General features: G+C 63.9%; 12 protein-coding genes. 6 read left to right on the top strand and 6 right to left on the bottom strand.

Going from position 1 to position 17,130, the window contains the following annotated elements:
* Window positions 1-81 precede the first annotated feature (81 nt).
* Window positions 82-1,404, top strand: coding sequence for an aspartate aminotransferase family protein (locus FIU86_RS16455; protein ID WP_152476075.1), 1,323 nt, complete (start codon window positions 82-84; stop codon window positions 1,402-1,404).
* Window positions 1,405-1,413: 9 nt separating this feature from the next.
* Here the strand turns inward: FIU86_RS16455 and FIU86_RS16450 are convergent, their stop codons facing one another.
* Window positions 1,414-2,070, bottom strand: coding sequence for a GntR family transcriptional regulator (locus FIU86_RS16450; protein WP_152476074.1), 657 nt, complete (start codon window positions 2,068-2,070; stop codon window positions 1,414-1,416).
* 133 nt (window positions 2,071-2,203) lie between these two features.
* Between FIU86_RS16450 and dctP the strand changes: the two genes are divergently transcribed.
* The 5 genes from dctP (at window position 2,204) to FIU86_RS16425 (ending at window position 7,914) form a co-directional block, all read left to right on the top strand.
* Window positions 2,204-3,190, top strand: a complete 987-nt coding sequence (gene dctP, locus FIU86_RS16445) for a TRAP transporter substrate-binding protein DctP (RefSeq protein WP_152476073.1) — start codon at window positions 2,204-2,206, stop codon at window positions 3,188-3,190.
* A gap of 83 nt (window positions 3,191-3,273) precedes the next feature.
* Window positions 3,274-3,825: a TRAP transporter small permease subunit gene (locus tag FIU86_RS16440; RefSeq protein ID WP_152476072.1), complete on the top strand. Its 552-nt coding sequence runs from the start codon at window positions 3,274-3,276 to the stop codon at window positions 3,823-3,825.
* Complete coding sequence (locus FIU86_RS16435) at window positions 3,825-5,141, top strand: TRAP transporter large permease (RefSeq protein ID WP_152476071.1); 1,317 nt, start codon at window positions 3,825-3,827, stop codon at window positions 5,139-5,141. Before FIU86_RS16440 ends, FIU86_RS16435 begins: the two co-directional genes overlap by 1 nt.
* Window positions 5,138-6,400, top strand: coding sequence for a malonyl-CoA decarboxylase (locus FIU86_RS16430; protein ID WP_152476070.1), 1,263 nt, complete (start codon window positions 5,138-5,140; stop codon window positions 6,398-6,400). Before FIU86_RS16435 ends, FIU86_RS16430 begins: the two co-directional genes overlap by 4 nt.
* Complete coding sequence (locus FIU86_RS16425) at window positions 6,397-7,914, top strand: malonyl-CoA synthase (RefSeq protein ID WP_152476069.1); 1,518 nt, start codon at window positions 6,397-6,399, stop codon at window positions 7,912-7,914. The genes FIU86_RS16430 and FIU86_RS16425 overlap by 4 nt, the downstream gene beginning before the upstream one ends.
* Before the next feature lie 4 nt (window positions 7,915-7,918).
* On the opposite strand, the gene FIU86_RS16420 is transcribed toward FIU86_RS16425, so the two are convergent.
* The 5 genes from FIU86_RS16420 to FIU86_RS16400 form a co-directional block, all read right to left on the bottom strand.
* Window positions 7,919-9,157: an FAD-binding domain-containing protein gene (locus FIU86_RS16420; RefSeq protein ID WP_152476068.1), complete on the bottom strand. Its 1,239-nt coding sequence runs from the start codon at window positions 9,155-9,157 to the stop codon at window positions 7,919-7,921.
* A gap of 64 nt (window positions 9,158-9,221) precedes the next feature.
* Window positions 9,222-11,054, bottom strand: coding sequence for an acetyl-CoA hydrolase/transferase C-terminal domain-containing protein (locus FIU86_RS16415; protein WP_172977531.1), 1,833 nt, complete (start codon window positions 11,052-11,054; stop codon window positions 9,222-9,224).
* The gene (locus FIU86_RS16410; protein ID WP_152476066.1) at window positions 11,047-13,122 is read right to left on the bottom strand and encodes a 3-hydroxyacyl-CoA dehydrogenase NAD-binding domain-containing protein; all 2,076 of its coding nucleotides are present in this window, start codon (window positions 13,120-13,122) and stop codon (window positions 11,047-11,049) included. The genes FIU86_RS16415 and FIU86_RS16410 overlap by 8 nt, the downstream gene beginning before the upstream one ends.
* On the bottom strand, window positions 13,119-14,417 hold the full coding sequence (locus tag FIU86_RS16405; RefSeq protein ID WP_152476065.1) for an acetyl-CoA C-acetyltransferase: 1,299 nt from the start codon (window positions 14,415-14,417) through the stop codon (window positions 13,119-13,121). The genes FIU86_RS16410 and FIU86_RS16405 overlap by 4 nt, the downstream gene beginning before the upstream one ends.
* The gene (locus FIU86_RS16400) at window positions 14,414-16,663 is read right to left on the bottom strand and encodes an acyl-CoA dehydrogenase (RefSeq protein ID WP_152476064.1); all 2,250 of its coding nucleotides are present in this window, start codon (window positions 16,661-16,663) and stop codon (window positions 14,414-14,416) included. Before FIU86_RS16400 ends, FIU86_RS16405 begins: the two co-directional genes overlap by 4 nt.
* Between the last annotated feature and the right edge of the window lie 467 nt (window positions 16,664-17,130).

Here is a 17,130-nt window from a genome sequence, read left to right as displayed (position 1 = left end):
CGATGTGCACAGTAGAGCCAGAACTGGCCCCGCTTGCAAGGCCATCGGACGACAAATTATTGAATTCAAGGTGTTAGCCGAATGAGCCACGTATTTCACCGCAACAGCCGCGCCGAGCCGCCGACCGTGTCGCGGGGCGAAGGGGCCTATCTTTACGACACATCGGGCAAGGCGTATCTCGATGGGTCCGGCGGCGCGGCGGTGTCGTGCCTGGGGCATGGCGACCCGCATGTGACGGCGGCGATCAAGGCGCAGCTGGACAAGGTTGCGTTTGCGCATACCGGATTTTTGTCGTCCGAACCGGCGGAGGCCCTCGCGGATCGGTTGGTGGCCGTGGCGCCCAAGGGTCTGGAGCGGGTTTACTTCGTGTCCGGAGGATCCGAGGCGATGGAAGCGGCGCTGAAGCTGGTGCGACAGTATTTCATCGAAGCTGGACAGCCGCAGCGCAGCCGGGTGATCGCGCGGCGGCAAAGCTATCACGGCAATACGCTGGGGGCACTGGCGACGGGCGGCAATGCGTGGCGGCGCGCGCCGTTCGCGCCGCTCTTGATGGAGGTGAGCCATGTTTCGCCCTGCTATGCCTATCGGGGCATGCAGGAGGGCGAGACAGCGCAGGGCTATGTCGCGCGGCTTGTGGCCGAGCTGGAGGCCGAGATCAAGGAGTATGGGTCCGAGACGATCATGGCTTTCGTGGCCGAGCCCGTCGTGGGGGCGACGCTGGGCGCGGTGCCGCCGGTCGACGGGTATTACCGTGCGGTACGAGAGGTTTGCGACCGGCATGGCATCCTGCTGATCCTGGACGAGGTGATGTGCGGAATGGGACGCACCGGCACGCTGTTCGCCTGCGAGCAGGACGGGATCGCGCCGGATATCTGCGCCATCGCCAAGGGGCTTGGGGCCGGGTATCAGCCGATCGGCGCGATGATGTGCACGGCCAAGATACACGACACGATCGCGGAAGGGTCCGGTTTTTTCCAGCATGGCCATACCTATCTGGGCCATCCGACCGCCTGCGCGGCCGCGGGGGCGGTGCTGGACCGTTTGCTGAACGACGGCGTGGCGGCGCGGGTGGCACCGCTGGGCGATGCGCTGCGGGAGCGGCTGGTCGACAGATTCGGACAGTATCCGCATGTGGGCGACGTTCGCGGGCGCGGATTGTTCCAGGGAATCGAGTTGGTCGAGGATCGCGAGACGAAAGCGCCATTCGATCCGGGCCGAAAGCTGCACGCGAAGATAAAGGCGGCGGCGTTCGAGGCGGGGCTGATCTGTTATCCGATGGGCGGCACCGTGGACGGGCAGCGCGGCGATCACGTGCTGTTGGCACCGCCCTTCATTCTGACCGAAAGCCAGCTGGACGAGTTGGTCGACAAGCTGGGGCAGGCGGTTGAGACCGTACTGGCCTGAGCGCCGGAGTTACTCGGCCGCGGGCTTCAGGCTGGACATTAGGCGGTGGAATTTCTCGCCCTGGACCGCGACGTGCTGGCGCAGCAGATTGCCGGCCTGATCGCCGTCTCCGGCCTCGATCGCGGCGAGGATGGCGTCATGTTCGGCCACCGATTGCGCCATGCGCCCGCGCCAGCGCAATTGCAGGCGGCGGAACGGGCGCAGGCGGCGTTGCAGCCGCAGGCATTCCTGTTCGAGAAACGCGTTGCCGGTCTGGGCGTAGAGCGTGGCGTGAAAAAGATCGTTCTGGTCGTAGTTGCCATCGGCGTCCTGCGCCTGGGTCGCGGTGCGGCATCGCTCGTTTATGGCGCGCAGTTGGGCAAGGGCCGCGTCGGAAATGCGTGACGCGGCCAGCCGGGCGCAGACCGCTTCGAGCTCGGCCATGACCTCGAACATCTCGATCAGTTCGACCGGTCCAGGCTGACGCACGAAGACCCCGCGACGTGGCAGCTGTTCCACCAGTCCGGACAGGATAAGCCTTTGAAGGGCCTCTCTTATCGGGGTTCTGGAGACGTTGAAGCGTTCGGCCAGCTGGACCTCGTCCAGGCGGGCGCCATCCTCGAACGTGCCATCGAAAATCAGCTCTTCGATGGCGTCCGCGATGAGATCTGCGCGCTTGCGTTCCATTTCAATCCGCTAGCACAGCGCCGCCTAGAGCGCAAGAAATCCGTTCTTGTATACAAAAAATTTGACTGGTGACACAATCTCGTTAGGGTGCGGGGCAGTCCGAGTACGAATCAGGACGTTTTGGGAGGAACATATGAAACTGAATTTCACAGCCGCAGTCGCGGCAGCAGCGCTATTCGCAGGCAGCCTGACGGCGAGTGCCGAAGAGTTGCGCCTGTCGCACCAATGGTCCACGAGCGACGTGCGTCACAAGGTGGCCCAGATGGTCGCAGACGAAGTCGCGGCGGCGGATGTCGATCTTGACATCCAGATTTTCCCGTCGCAGTCGCTGTTCAAGGCGCGCGAGCAATACAAGCCGCTGGCCCGTGGGCAGGTCGACATGATCGTCTTTCCGCTGTCCTATGCGGGCGGCCTGCGCAACGCCTACAACCTGACCCTGATGCCCGGGCTGGTGAAGAACCACGACCACGCCGCACGTCTGAACGAATCCGAGTTCATGGGCGATATCGAAGGCATCATGGCCGAGGATGACATCATGGTGTTGGTCCACGGCTACCTGGCCGGTGGCTTTGCCGGCAAGGAAAAGTGCATCACCGCGCCGGAGGACGTGGAAGGCCTGCAGACCCGTGCCGCTGGCAAGGCGTTCGAGCAGATGCTGGCGGGGGCCGGTGCCTCCATCGCGTCGATGAGCTCGGCCGAGATCTATAACGCGATGCAGACCGGCGTTCTGGACGCGGCGAATACCTCGTCTTCCTCCTTTGTCAGCTACCGCATCTACGAGCAGGTGTCGTGCTTTACCCCGGCGGGCGATTATGCGCTGTGGTTCATGTACCAGCCGCTGTTGATGAACAAATCCAAGTTCGAAAGCCTGAGCGAGGAACAGCAGACCGCTCTGATGGAGGCCGCCGAGAAGGCCGAGGCGTTCTACCTCGAAGAGGCCAAGAGCCAGGACGGCAATGCGCGTGACGTCTTTGCCGAGAACGGTGTCGAGATCGCCGAGATGAGCCAGGAAGAGTTCGACGCGTGGCGCGAGATTGCGCAGGAAACGGCCTACAAGGCGTTCCTGGAAGGCTCGCCCGAAGGTCAGGCGCTGCTGGACAAGGCGCTGGCCGTCGAGTGATCCGCTGAACCAATCGTCGGGCCCGGCACCGCGCCGGGCCCGCCGCCGCGTACCCTTTCCACTTTTTCAACGGAGGCCGAGCGATGTCCGGTTCCGCCCACGCCACAGCGGCCGCCCGCCACGGTGGCAACCCAATCTTGCGCGTCATCGGCTGGATCAGCCAGGCTTGCGGCGTCGTCGCTGCGCTGATGATCGTCGTGTCCGTCCTGATCGTCTGTCAGATGATTTTCATCCGGTTCGTGCTGAACCAGTCCACGATTTGGCACACCGAAGGCGTGACGTACCTGATGATCGGTGCGACCATGCTGGGCCTTCCTTACGTGCAATACGTGCGGGGGCATGTGAACGTTGACCTGCTGCCGATCATGATCCCCAACAAGGCGCGGCGGGTGCTGGCCGGGATCGTCATGGCGCTGACGCTCGCCGTGGTCGGCATGATGCTCTGGCATGGCTATCATTTCTGGCACGAGGCCTGGGACTGGGGCGAGACGTCGAACACGCCGTGGAACCCCAAGCTGTGGGTGCCGTATCTTGCGCTGCCGCTGGGCTTTGGCCTCTATGCGCTGCAACTGGCGGCTGATCTTTTCGCAATGACGACGGGCATCGACAAGCCCTTCGGGCTGGAGGACGTCTGATGGATCCGCTTGCACTGGGTGGTCTGGTTGCCATCATCACCATCGTTGTCCTGTTTTCGGGGATATCCGTGGCCGCGGGCCTGCTGGTCGTCTCTGCCGGATTCCTGATCATTTTCGACGGGATGAGCTCGCTGTCGCTGATGCCGGAGATTTTCTTTGGCAAGCTGGACAACTTCGCGCTGCTGTCGATTCCGATGTTCATCATCATGGGCGCCTCCATCGCCTCGACCCGTGCAGGCGCGGACCTTTACGAGGCGCTGGAACGCTGGCTGACCCGGGTGCCGGGTGGGCTTGTGGTGTCGAACCTCGGGGCCTGTGCGCTGTTTGCCGCGATGTCGGGGTCAAGCCCGGCCACCTGTGCGGCCATCGGCAAGATGGGCATCCCCGAGATGCGCAAGCGGGGCTATCCTGATGGCGTCGCAGCGGGGTCCATCGCCGCGGGCGGGACGCTGGGTATCCTCATTCCGCCGTCGGTCACGATGATCGTCTACGGCATCGCCACCGAGACCTCGATCGGGCGGCTGTTCCTTGCGGGTGTGTTCCCCGGCCTGCTGCTGGTGGGCCTGTTCATGGCGTGGTCGCTCTATTCCACGTGGAAGTCGGGCAACGCGAGCGTCCTGTCGGCGGGCAGCTATAGCTGGAAGGAACGCCTGGAGATCCTGCCGCGTGTACTGCCGTTCCTGTTCATCATCCTAGGCGTGCTTTACGCCATGTATGGCGGCATCGCCACGCCGTCGGAAACGGCCGCCGTCGGCGCGCTGATGTGCATGTTGATCGCGATGATCATCTACCGCATGTGGGACCCGCGCCAGATCTGGACCGTGCTGCGCGACAGCACGCGTGAAAGCGTGATGATCCTGTTCATCATCGCGGCGGCCGGCGTGTTCTCCTACATGCTGTCGTCGCTTTTCATCACGCAGTCCATCGCCGAGTGGATCGGCACGCTGGACGTGAACCGCTGGGTGCTGATGGGCGCGATCAACGTCTTTCTGATAATCGCGGGCTTTTTCCTACCGCCGGTCGCGGTGATCCTGATGGCCGCGCCGATCCTGCTGCCGATCATCACCACTGCCGGGTTCGACCCGATCTGGTTTGCCGTGGTTCTGACGATCAACATGGAAATCGGGCTGATCTCGCCGCCCGTGGGCCTGAACCTTTACGTGATCAACGGCATTGCGCCGGACATCTCGCTGAAGACGATCCTGACCGGGTCGTTGCCCTTCGTGGCCTGCATGGTTATCGCGATTGTCCTGTTGTGCCTGTTTCCGGGCATCGCCACGTGGCTGCCCGATATGGTGATGGGAGCGGAGCTATGACCTTGCTGGCCGATCTTCTGTCAACAGTGTTCGAGCGTCGCTACGGCGCGTCCCGGGGGGTGCCGCGTGACGATCGTCCCATCGAGGATCTGACCGCCGACCTGATCGGGGCCACCGGCGAGGTTTCGGGCCAGGCGGTGGCGCGGCAGATCCTGGGCCGGTACGAAGGCTGGGACGATGCCGCGAAGCTGGCGTTTTTCCGGCACCTCGCGCGGGATATGGTCATCAACCCCGAAGAGGTGCGTGACGCGCTGGACTCGTATGAGCGCGGCCAGTCCAAGGCCACCTATCGCGCTTTCCTGAACGCCTCGGAGTCGCCCCGGCAGGAACTGATCCGGCGGATGAACCAGGTGCCGGGCGCGACCAAGCGGTTGGTCGGGATGCGCACGGACCTGCTGCGGTTGGGCCGGGACGATGGTGAGCTTCAGGCGCTGGACTTGGATTTCCGGCATCTGTTCGCAAGCTGGTTCAATCGCGGGTTCCTCGTGCTGCGCCCGATCAGTTGGGAAAGCCCGGCGCATATCCTGGAAAAGATCATTGCCTACGAGGCCGTGCACGCGATCGACAGCTGGAACGATCTGCGCCGGCGGCTGGAGCCGGCGGACCGGCGCTGTTTCGCGTTCTTTCACCCGGCCATGCCGGACGAGCCGCTTATCTTCGTGGAAGTGGCGCTGACCGATGGAATCCCGGGCTCGATTCAGGAGGTTCTGGCTGAAGAGCGCGACCAGATCGACGTCGAACGGGCGAACACCGCCGTGTTCTACTCGATTTCGAACTGCCAGTCCGGTCTGGCGCAGATCTCTTTCGGCAACTCGCTGATCAAGCAGGTGGCGGCGGATCTGGCGCTGGAAAACCCCGCGCTGAGGAATTTCGTCACCTTGTCACCTATCCCCGGCCTGACCCGCTGGATGGAAAGCCAGGACATCAACGCGGAGGCGCAGCAGCCCGATGCGCTGTGCGATTACGCGGCCTATTACCTGACGCAGGCCAAGCGCGACGATGGCCTGCCGCTGGACCCGGTGGCGCGGTTCCACCTTGGCAACGGGGCGCAGGTTCACAAGGTTCACGCCAATGCGGACGTATCCACCAACGGGATGAAGCAATCCGCGGGGGTGATGGTGAATTACCTCTATGACCTGGGCAAGGTGTCGCAGAACCACGAACGCTTCGCGGCGGAACAGAGGGTCGCGACGTCGAGCGAAATCAAATCGCAGGCCGCAAGTGCCGCAAAAACACTGCCGGAGGAGGGACACGCATGACCAATCCCCTTTTCGATGCCCTGTTCGGCGATCACGTCGGCAAGGACACGCCGTTTCTGTATCTGCCAGACGGCGAGACGCTGACCCATGATCGGTTTCTGCGGCTGGCCGCGCAATATGCCAACACCTTTGCGGATGCGGGACTGGCGCCCGGTGCCCGGGTTGCGGCGCAGGTTGAAAAATCGCACCACGCCCTGGCCGTGTATGCTGCCTGTGTGCAGGCAGGGTTGGTCTTTCTTCCGCTCAACACCGGCTACACGGTGGAGGAACTGAGCTATTTCATCGAGGACAGCGGCGCGTCGATGGTGATTTGCAAGGGCGACAGGCGGAGTGCGCTACGGTCTATCACGTCGGAGCACGGCGCGGCGCTGGAGACACTGGACGAAGATGGCTCTGGCAGTCTGTCGGAGAAGGCGGCGGAGGCGTCCGAGACGTTCGAGACCGTAAGCCGCAAGGAAGATGACCTGGCTGCGCTGCTCTACACCTCGGGGACGACGGGGCGGTCAAAAGGCGCAATGCTGAGCCAGGAGAACCTGCTGTCGAACGCCGAGACCTTGGCGGAGCACTGGCGGTTTACCAGTGATGATGTCCTGCTGCACGCGCTGCCGATCTTTCACACGCACGGTCTGTTCGTGGCCACCAACATCACGCTGGTGGCGGGTGGCGCGATGATCTTCTTGCCGAAGTTCGATCTGGACACGGTCATCGAGCTTTTGCCGGATGCCACCGCGATGATGGGGGTGCCGACCTTCTACACGCGCCTTCTGGACGATCCGCGGTTCGACAAGGACCTTGTGGCGCATATGCGGCTGTTCGTGTCGGGCAGTGCCCCGCTTCTGGCCGAGACGCATACGCAGTTCGAAAAACGCACCGGCCATCGCATCCTCGAACGCTATGGCATGACGGAAACCAACATGAACACGTCGAACCCCTATGACGGGGACCGGCGCGCCGGTACCGTGGGCTTTCCGCTGCCAGGGGTGGAGCTGAAGATCACCGACCCCGAGACGGGCGAGGAGGTGGCGCAGGGCGAGGTCGGCCAGATCGAGGTGCGCGGGCCGAACGTGTTCCAGGGATATTGGCAGATGCCCGAGAAGACCGCGGCAGAGCTGCGGGAGAACGGGTTTTTCATCACTGGCGACCTCGGCGTTATCGACGATCGCGGCTATGTCCAGATCGTGGGGCGCAACAAGGACCTGATCATCTCGGGTGGATACAACATTTATCCAAAAGAGATCGAACTGGTGCTGGACGAGCAGCCCGGCGTGCTGGAAAGCGCGGTGATCGGCGTGCCGCATGCGGATTTCGGCGAGACGGTTGTGGGCGTGATCGTGCCCGAGGCCGGGGCGCAGCCGGACCTTGATGCGATCGGCGCAGCCACGTCCAAGGCGCTGGCGCGGTTCAAACATCCCCGGAAACTGATCGTCAGGGACGAGTTGCCGCGCAATTCCATGGGGAAAGTGCAGAAGAACCTTCTGCGGGACGAGTTCAAGGACCTGTTCACCGCGGCCTGACGGCTTAGGCCAGACCGGCTTGGTGCAGAAGGTCCGGCAGTTTCTTGCGGACCTTGAAGTAACCTGCCGTCGCGTGGGGCCAGACAAGCGCGTCCCAATCTCGGCGCCATTCGCACAGCGTGATGCCGGCCTTTTCCAGCTCGGGTTCGGCGGCGTCGAGCCAATCGCGCAAGGGCCCCGTTGGCACGTAGGGTGTCACGATCTGGGATGCGCCCGCCTCGGCGGCCCAATGCGCCAGCATGTCTGGATCGCCCGCCTGCAGGTTGTCGGCCTTGCGCGCGATGCGTTGCGCCGTGTCGGCCAGCGCCGCGGCTTCGAATTCCACCACCTTTTTGGCCACGGGGCCGGGGGCGCGCAGGGCGCTTGCGGCGAGGGTGGCCGTGGCGCGGATATCGAAACGGTCCAGTGGGAAGTCGTCGGGCCGGCAGTCCTCTTCGGTCACAAGCAGGGCAGTCGGCCTGTCGGGATCGGGCGCGTTTGGGCGGCGCAAGGGCTGAAGGTCCGGCAGGCCACCCGGTTCGTGATCTTCCAGTCCGGCGGTCACCTCGGCGAGGTCGGCGGCGTCGGGTGTGAAGCGATGGTCGGTAAACTTGGCGATGTTCCACGCCTGCGCCTCATAGAACTTGCCCCGGGTATGAAGCCCGCAGACCCATCTCCAGCTGAGCGTGTTCGAGGCCGGGTCGCCGTCAAGCAGGTGGCGATAGAAGAAATCCGCGCCCAGCCGCCACGGCAGGCGCAAGGTGAACACCCAGATCGAGGCAAACCACATGCGGGCGTGGTTGTGCAGGTAGCCGGTCTCGGTCAATTCCCGCGCCCAGGCGTTCATGCAGTCTAGATCGGTTTCACCCGTTCGGACCCGCTCGACGGCATCGCGCAGGTCGGGGTCGCCGTCGAGGCGGTCTAGGTCGGCACGAAGCCCGTCGCGGTAGCTGTGCCAGATCTGCGGGCGGCGTTCGAGCCAGCCCTTGAAGTAATTGCGCCACAGGATTTCCTGCAGAAATTTTTCGGCTCCTTCAGGGCCGTGCTGCGCGATGGCCGCAGCCATTACATCGGTTTCCAGAAGCAGACGCCGGCGCAGGAAGGGAGAGAGTTGCGAGACGTGGTGGTGCTGTCCCGGACCATGATCGACGTTCCGCCGGTGGGCGTATCGGGCGCCAAGGCGCGGCAGGACGGCAGCAAGATGCTGCTCGGCGGCTTCGCGTGTCGGGGTGGGCCAGTCCGGAGTGGAAATATTGTCGGTCATTGCGCGCCTGTTCTGCCAGTCGGTCAGAGAGGTAATGCGAACCGGAAGGTTGTCGACGCGCGCCTCAGGCTATGTCGCGCAACGCACCACGCAGGGCGCGCGCCTGAAGCGGTTCTGTCAGGCGGGGTGTGGCGGCATAGCCCATGCGCTCCATCGCCGGGCCCTCGTGCGAATGTGGTGCGTGGGCGACACCTGACCATACCAGCGACAGAAGACCAAGCTTGCTGCCAGAGGTGTCCTTGAGATGAGAGAGGGCGCGGACAAGGATTTTCTCGGTCTCGGTGAAGTCGGTGCCCAAGGGATAGTCGGGCAACAGACTGTCCCGGTAGGGGGTGAGCCATTCAGCAATCGTCTCGGGTGTGTTTCGCGTGTGCGCGTCGGGAATTTCCCAGTCCGGGTCAAGTTTGCCTGCCTTGCGGGCCTTTTCCAGAAGGCCAGGCTGGAACCGGCTGTCTGCGATGCAGACAAGGCGCTTGATGACCTCTTCGTCGGGCAAGCCGCGCAGGAAGGCCGCGCCATATTCAGTGACGACGATATCGCGCATGTGGCGGGGAACCGTGGTGACAGGCAGCTGCCAGACGATGTTCGAAGTGAGCGTGCCACCGCTTTGCCGCGTCGCGGGCAGTGTCAGGATGGCATGGGCGTCTTCGAGGGCGAAGGCCTGTTCGAAGAAGTTGAACTGGCCGCCGACCCCGCTGACCACCTGGCCGGGTTTGGCGGCGTCGGACATCGCGTCGCCCAGAAGGCTGACCTGCATGGCGCCATTGACGAAACGAGCGTCCTGCCGCGCAGTGCGCTTGGCCGCTTCGTCCCCGTAAAGCGCGTTGGTGAAGCTGACCGGCATCATCTGAATTTTGTCACGGCGGTCGGGCGGCAGAGCGCGCAGGCGTTCGTACATGTCGCGGGCATCGACGAAAAAGCCCGCGTGGATCACCGCGCCGTCCACTTCGCGTTTCAGGATATCGGCCTCAAACAGGGCGACCAAGCCGCCGACCAGCATTTCGGTGACCGCGTAAAGGCCCGTGCGGAACGGTCCTTCCTCGGCGCCCTGAAGCGGGAGAGGTGATTGCCGCCAGACCTCGTGAAGGGATGCGCGGTCGCGGGTGATCAGGGCGTTGGCCACGGCATCCCCGATGGCGCCAATGCCGATCTGAAGCGTGCCGCCATCGGGCACGAGGCGCGACACATGCAGGGCAATGGCATGCTGCGCATCGGCCACGGGGCGGCGCAGGGCGGAAAAGAGGTCGATCTGTTCCGGCGGGTCCAAGACCATGGCGAATTCGCTGGCATCCAGTGCCGCGGGGCCGCCCATGAAAGGCAGCGCATCGTTCAATTCGGCCACGGCGATGAAATCCATCCGGCCCGCCGCGCGGCGCGCAAAGAGATCGGCAGAGATATCCGTGTTGCACGACATGCTGAAGCGGTCGCCCTCGCGCGGCATGAGCTGGGCCAGAACGTTGGGGTTCTGTGCGATCAGGACATCGCGGGCATGGGTGTAGTTGGCCGATATGTACTTGCGCTGGGCGTAGTCGTTGCCGAGCCATGCCCCGGCCTGAAAGAAGAACTCGGAGACGTCGATGTTGTCGGGCAGGGCGCCTTGTTTGATGAGGTCGGCATAGGCCAGAGACGGGGCGGCGCCGAAAAAGCGGTTCATTGCCGGGTTGAGAAAGCGCGCCTCGATGTCCGATGAGGGCTCGGGGCGTTGCAGGGTCAGCGCGGTGAAGATCTTGAGCGACAGTGACGGGTCATCGACCGCGGCCCGCACCAGCGCGTTGACGAAAGTGACGGGTTTGCCAAGTCCAAGCGGAAGCGCGAGGCGGATCTCGCCGCCCGTCGCGTCATAGGTGGCCCGCGCTATCGCGTCGGCGTCGGTATGGACCTTTGGCGTTTCAGCCAAGGTTTGACCAGCCGGGATCAGGGGCGAAGCGCGGGCCGTGGGTGGACTCCAGCTCCTTCAGTTTCGTGGTGATCTCTGAGGTGCCGCGGGCCTTTGCATAGTGCATGGGGCCGCCGCGAAAGGGCGCCCAGCCGGTGGCGAAGATCATTGCGGCATCCAGTTGGTCGGCATCTTTCGCCACACCCTTGCGCAGGACTTCGACGCAGGCGTTGAGCATCGGCAGGATCAACCTGTCGGTCAGGTCGGCCGGTGCGTTGTCCATGTCGGCATCCGGGTGCGGCGTGCCGTTGGACCAGTCATAGAAGCCTTTGCCGGTCTTCTTGCCCAACTCGCCATTTTCCACGCGCTGACGCAAGTCGTCGCTGATCGGTGGCATGGCGGTGTCGAGGCTGTCGGCAAGACTTTCGGCCACGTGCAGGCCGATATCCAGCCCGACCTGATCGGCCAGCGTGACCGGCCCCATGGGCGTCCCGAAGCGGATGGCGGCGGTGTCGATGACCTCTTTCGCAACGCCTTCGTCCATCAAGACCATCGCCTCTAGCATGTAGGGCACGAGAGCACGGTTCACGACGAAACCGGGATAGTCGGTCACCAATGCGGGCAGCTTGCCGGTCGCACCGCAGAACGCGGCAAGGCTGCTGGCGGTCTTGTCATTGGTGGCGGTGCCCTTGACGACCTCGACGAGGTCGATTTTGGAGACCGGGTTGAAGTAATGAAGCCCGGCGAAGCGAGACTTGGCAGGCGCGGCGGCGGCGAGGTCATCCACCGACAGGCTGGATGTGTTGGTGGCAAGAATCGCGTCCTTCTTCAAAGCGCCCTTGATCCCTTTGAAGATCTTCTGCTTGATGTCCTGTTCTTCGCTGGCCGCCTCGATCACCAGATCGGCATGGGCAAGGCCGTAACCGTGTGGGTCGGGCATAAGGCGGTCGAGTGCATCGCGCGTCTCGGTTCCGCTGAGGTGCTTGTCTTCGCAGATTTTCGCGGCGGTCTTGATCGCCTGGCCCAGCGGATCGTTTTCGATATCGCCAAGCGTCACGCTCTTGCCCTTGATCGCGGCGATGGCGGCAATTTCTGCGCCCATGGCGCCGGCGCCGATCACATGGACATGCGCGATGCCGTCGCCACCGCGCCCGGCGTCCTTCAGCGATTGTTGGAGGAAAAAAACACGGCGCAGGTTCTTCGAGGTGTCCGTATCGAGAAGCCGCGCGAAGCTGTCGATTTCGGCCTGCTGCATCGCATCGCGGTCATCGCCATGTTCTTCCCACAGGTCGATCAGGGCGTAGGGCGCCGGGTAATGCTCTTTCGGTGCTTTCTCTTCCGTCTTGCTGCGCATCTGGCGGGCGGCGAGGCCGCGCGCCTGGTCGAACGAAAAAGCGCGGGATTTAAGGCTGGGCGCCTGACGCTCGATCTTGCCGTTTCGGGCCGCCGTGATCGCGGTGGCAACGTGGCGTTCCTCGACAATTTTGTCGGCGATGCCTTGTGACTTGGCCCGCTTGGTATGTGCGGTCTTGCCGGTCAGCATCATGGTCATGGCGTCGGTCGGGTCAATCAGGGCGGGCAGGCGGAACGTGCCGCCAAGGCCGGGGTGCAGGCCAAGCTGTACCTCGGGAAAGCCGAAGGATGCGCCGGGCGTGGCGATGCGGTAGTCGCAGGCGAGCGCCAGTTCGAAGCCGGCCCCCAGGGCCGCGCCGTGAACGACGCAGATGGTGGCGCAGGGCAGCGCCTCGATCCGGTCAAGAACGTCATGCGCCTGTCGCAGCAGGTCAGCGGCGCCCTGATCGGTCATCGACTCGAACCCGGTGATGTCGGCCCCGGCGGCGAAACCGGCTTTCTTGGCGGATCGGATGACAAGGGCGGCGGGCTTCTCGGCCTCGGCGGCGGCGATATGCTCGTCCAGCTCGCGGATCACGTCCTCGGAGATCGTGTTGACGCTGCTGCCGGTCTTGTCGAGGACAAGCCAAAGCACGTTGTCGCCGTCCCGCGCCGTGCGCCAGTTGCCGTCGGTCTCCTCGACCGGGCCCAGTTCCAGCTTGGTGTCGCCGAGAAATTTCAGAACGTGTCCGGTCATTGCACAGCCTCCAGCAGCATCGCGCCGCCAAGCCCGCCGCCGATGCATTCCGTTGCGATGCCGCGTTTCGCACCGCGCGTCTTCATGGCGTTGGCAAGATGCAGCACGATGCGGTTACCGCTGGTGCCGACAGGGTGGCCCAGCGATATGGCGCCGCCATCGACATTCAGCTGATCGCGGTCGATCCGGCCAAAGGCGCCGTCGAGCCCTAGCACCTCGCGGCAGAAGTCTTCATCGCTCCAGGCGGCGAGACAGGACAGCACCTGTGCCGCGAACGCCTCGTTCAACTCCCACAGGTCAATGTCCCCGATGCCGAAACCATGGCGTTTCACGATCGGGGTGGAAGACATGACCGGACCGAGGCCCATGATCGACGGATCGAGCCCTGCCCATTCGCTGTCGGTGATCTCGGCGAGCGGTTCGAGGCCGTGCGCGTCCACGGCCTTTTCCGAGGCGAGGATACACCAACTTGCACCGTCCGTGATCTGGCTGGAATTGCCCGCCGTGACTTTGCCGTAGGGCGGCTCGAACACCGGCTTGGGCTTTGACAGGCCGTCCATGTCGCTGTCGGGGCGCACGCCGTTGTCATGGTCATAGACCGTGCCGTCCTTGGCGAAGGCGGGCATCAATTCACCCTCCAGCCGGCCTTCCTTGTGCGCGGCAGCAAGGCGATGGTGGCTTTGCATGGCGTAGGCATCGGCGGTTTCGCGGTCGATGCCGAAATGGTGCGCCAGCACCTCGGCGGTCTGGCCCATGCTGAGCGTGGTGATGGGGTCGGTCAGGCCGCGTTCCAGGCCGATGACCGGCTTGAAGAAGTCGGGCTTGATCCCGGCCATGTTCTTTGCCTGCTCCAGCGGTCCCTTGGCGGTGCTCATCCGGCCGAACCATTCGACGGCGGACTGGCGCAGGGTCAGGGGCGCGTGGCTGAGGGCCTCGGCCCCGCCGGCAAGGATCATCTGGTGGCTGCCCTCGCAGATATAGCGATAGGCGGTGTCGATGCTTTGCATGCCCGAGCCGCAATTGATCTGAACCGTGAACGCCACGGTTGCCTCGGGCAGGCCAAGACGCAGTCCGGCGACGCGTGCGGGGTTCATCTCGTCGGCGATGACGTTGACACAGCCAAGGATCACGAGGTCGAGCGCGGCGCGGTCGAACGGCTGACGTGCCAGCAGGGGCCTGCCGCATTGCACGGCAAGATCCACGGGCGTGAACGGCCCGGGGCCGGCTTGCGCCTTGAGGAAAGGGGTGCGGGCGCCGTCTACGAGAAAGACGCGGTTGCCATTTGTCGCCGTCATTCCGCCGCCTCGCGCTGGGTGCGCTCATTTTGCTGCGGCGCGGGGAAAAGCGCCGCGAAATCTTCGGGCGCATAGTCTTCCACGGCGACGACCTCATCGACTAGGCGCGACATTTCCTCGATATCGGCCATTTCGGCATCGCTCAGAATGCCGGCCTCCAGTGCCTCCTGCGGGGACTTTTTCGCATCGCGCAGGCGCTTCATCACCGGCGCCATTTGGGTGACCTTGGCGTAGCATTCGTTCAGCACCTGCACACCGTCGCGGTTGCACCCGCCGGCGATACGACCGACGATCCGGCCCCGGGCCTCAGACGGGTCATACAGAATGTCGCTGCACTCAGCGGTGAGCTTGTCGTCGGGCTTGCGCTGGGCCATGCCCGGCAGCGTGAAGACACGCAATAGCCACGCCGCCCAGCGGGCCGGGAGGTTGGCAATGACCTCGTCCAAGGCCGTCTGGATGTTGTGGAACGCGTCGGCGGCGACATAGCGCAGAACCGGCAGGTCGGCCTTCTGACGGCCTTCGTCCTCCCACCGTTTGAGGGCGGCGGACAGAATGTACATTTCGGACAGGATGTCGCCCATGCGGCCCGAGATCATTTCCTTGCGCTTGAGCTCCCCGCCCAACGACAAAAAGAGCATGTCGGCGGTCAGCGCATAGGCCGCGGACCAGCGCGACAGTTGCTTGTAGATGTCCGTGGCAGCGCCCGCCGCTGGGGCCGGCGCGAACCGACCGCCGGTCAGGGCGCGGCCCCAACTGCGGAACAAGGTGCGCGTGCTGTGGCCGACATGGGCCCAAAGGGAATTGTCGAACATCTCAAGCGCCTTGTCGGGGTCGTCCTCTTCCAACGCTAGCATATTGTCCAGCATATGGGGGTGGGCGCGGATCGAGCCCTGCCCGAAGATGATCAGGCTGCGGGTGACGATGTTCGCCCCCTCGACCGTGATGCCGATGGGCACGGCGCGGTAGAGTGGCAGCAGGTAATTCGACGGGCCGTCGATCACAGCCTTGCCGGAATGCACGTCCATTGCATCATTCAGCGCCTCGCGCATACGGAAGGTCGCATGGGCCTTCATGATCGCCGAGATCACCGACAGCGCGCGCCCCTCGTCCAGCCCGGCGCAGGTCAGGTGGCGGGCGGCATCCATGGAGTAGGCGTCGGCGGCAAGGCGTCCAAGGCGGGCCTGCACGCCGCCGAACTTACCGATGGGCAGGTTGAACTGTTCGCGGATGCGGGCGTAGGCGCCGGTCGTGTGGGCCGACAAGGCAATGGCGGCGCAGCCCATGGAGGGCAGCGAGATGCCACGCCCGGCGGCGAGCGCGCTCATCAGCATCATCCAGCCTTCGCCGGCATACTCCTGCCCGCCGATGATGTTTTCGAGCGGGATGAACACGTCCTTGCCCGTGGTCGGCCCGTTCATGAACATCGTGGAGGACGGGATGTGGCGGCGACCGGTTTCGACACCCTCGAGGTCGGTCGGAACCAGCGCGCAGGTGATGCCAATATCGGGAGTGTCGCCCAGCAGGCCATCGGGGTCACGCAGCTTGAAGGCCAGACCCAGCACGGTGCAGACCGGCGACAGCGTGATGTAGCGCTTGGCCCAGTTGAGGCGGATGCCCAGCACTTCCTCGCCGTTCCACTGGCCCTTGCAGACAACCCCGTCATCGACCATGGCGCCGGCGTCGGACCCGGCCTCGGCGCTGGTCAGACCGAAGGCGGGCAGTTCGCAACCGTCGGCGAGGCGGGGCAGCCAGTAGTCTTTCTGTTCGTCGGTGCCAAACTGGTGGATCAACTCGCCGGGGCCAAGCGAGTTGGGCACCATGACCGTCACGGCAGCGGCGACAGAGCGTGTAGAGATATAGCGAACGATCTCGGAATGGGCGAAGGCGGAAAATTCCAGCCCGCCATGTGCCTTGGGGATGATCATCCCGAAGAACTTGTTATCGCGCAGAAACTGCCAGACCTCCGGGGCAAGGTCGCCGGTTTCGTGGTTGATCTTCCAATCGTCGATCATTTCGCAGAGGTCCTGAACGGGACCGTCGAAAAACGCCTGTTCCTCGTCCGACAATTTCGGCGTCTTGACCGCGCGCAGCTTGGACCAGTCCGGGTTGCCCGAGAACAGCTCGGCCTCCCACCAGACTTCGCCGGCGTTCAGGGCTTCGCTTTCGGTCTTGGACATTCCGGGCAGAACGCCCTTGGCCCATTTGAAGATGGGCTTGGTAATCGCGCGTGCGCGGAAGCTGGACATGCGGGAACTCCTTTCTTCACAAAACGTGCGGGCTTGAGCAAAAGTTCCGTTCGCGCGCGGTCGGTCAAGACCGGCAAAGTCATATCAAGATATCACCTATCCGTTTACTTGAGGGAGTAATCACGAAGGATCGGGTTTCGGATCGCGCTCCGTGCGCCTGCGTCATCCAACCCGCTTGCCAAGAGCGGTCGATCCGGGAAAGCGCAACAAGGCTGGCGCTGCCGGTCATCGGCGAAAGGCCAGGTGCATCGCGCATCTTTCTGAGCGTTCGGGCCGCCAAAGCGTTTTCGCGACAAACCTGAATCTTAGCTTACCAGTGAAACGCTTCGATTTTCAATTTGGCGGTACGTCCCATGACCTTGCGCAGTCCGTGGTCAACAACGGTGCCACGCAGACTGCCCTGTGGCGGCTTGATGCGCGTCGGCGGTTGCGCACACAGAACAGGCCACAGCTGGCGTTGGCCCGGT

It is taken from the genome of Roseovarius sp. THAF9 (assembly GCF_009363715.1).
GTDB lineage: Bacteria > Pseudomonadota > Alphaproteobacteria > Rhodobacterales > Rhodobacteraceae > Roseovarius.
This window is presented reverse-complemented; position numbering and strand designations above follow the sequence as displayed.

Excerpts from the sequence above, each read along its gene's own strand:
- FIU86_RS16400 (WP_152476064.1), bottom strand. The coding sequence starts at position 16,663 with ATGTCCAGCTTCCGCGCACGCGCGATTACCAAGCCCATCTTCAAATGG.
- FIU86_RS16420 (WP_152476068.1), bottom strand. The coding sequence starts at position 9,157 with ATGACCGACAATATTTCCACTCCGGACTGGCCCACCCCGACACGCGAA.
- FIU86_RS16410 (WP_152476066.1), bottom strand. The coding sequence starts at position 13,122 with ATGACCGGACACGTTCTGAAATTTCTCGGCGACACCAAGCTGGAACTG.
- FIU86_RS16405 (WP_152476065.1), bottom strand. The coding sequence starts at position 14,417 with ATGACGGCGACAAATGGCAACCGCGTCTTTCTCGTAGACGGCGCCCGC.
- FIU86_RS16455 (WP_152476075.1), top strand. The coding sequence starts at position 82 with ATGAGCCACGTATTTCACCGCAACAGCCGCGCCGAGCCGCCGACCGTG.
- FIU86_RS16450 (WP_152476074.1), bottom strand. The coding sequence starts at position 2,070 with ATGGAACGCAAGCGCGCAGATCTCATCGCGGACGCCATCGAAGAGCTG.
- dctP (WP_152476073.1), top strand. The coding sequence starts at position 2,204 with ATGAAACTGAATTTCACAGCCGCAGTCGCGGCAGCAGCGCTATTCGCA.
- FIU86_RS16425 (WP_152476069.1), top strand. The coding sequence starts at position 6,397 with ATGACCAATCCCCTTTTCGATGCCCTGTTCGGCGATCACGTCGGCAAG.
- FIU86_RS16435 (WP_152476071.1), top strand. The coding sequence starts at position 3,825 with ATGGATCCGCTTGCACTGGGTGGTCTGGTTGCCATCATCACCATCGTT.
- FIU86_RS16440 (WP_152476072.1), top strand. The coding sequence starts at position 3,274 with ATGTCCGGTTCCGCCCACGCCACAGCGGCCGCCCGCCACGGTGGCAAC.
- FIU86_RS16430 (WP_152476070.1), top strand. The coding sequence starts at position 5,138 with ATGACCTTGCTGGCCGATCTTCTGTCAACAGTGTTCGAGCGTCGCTAC.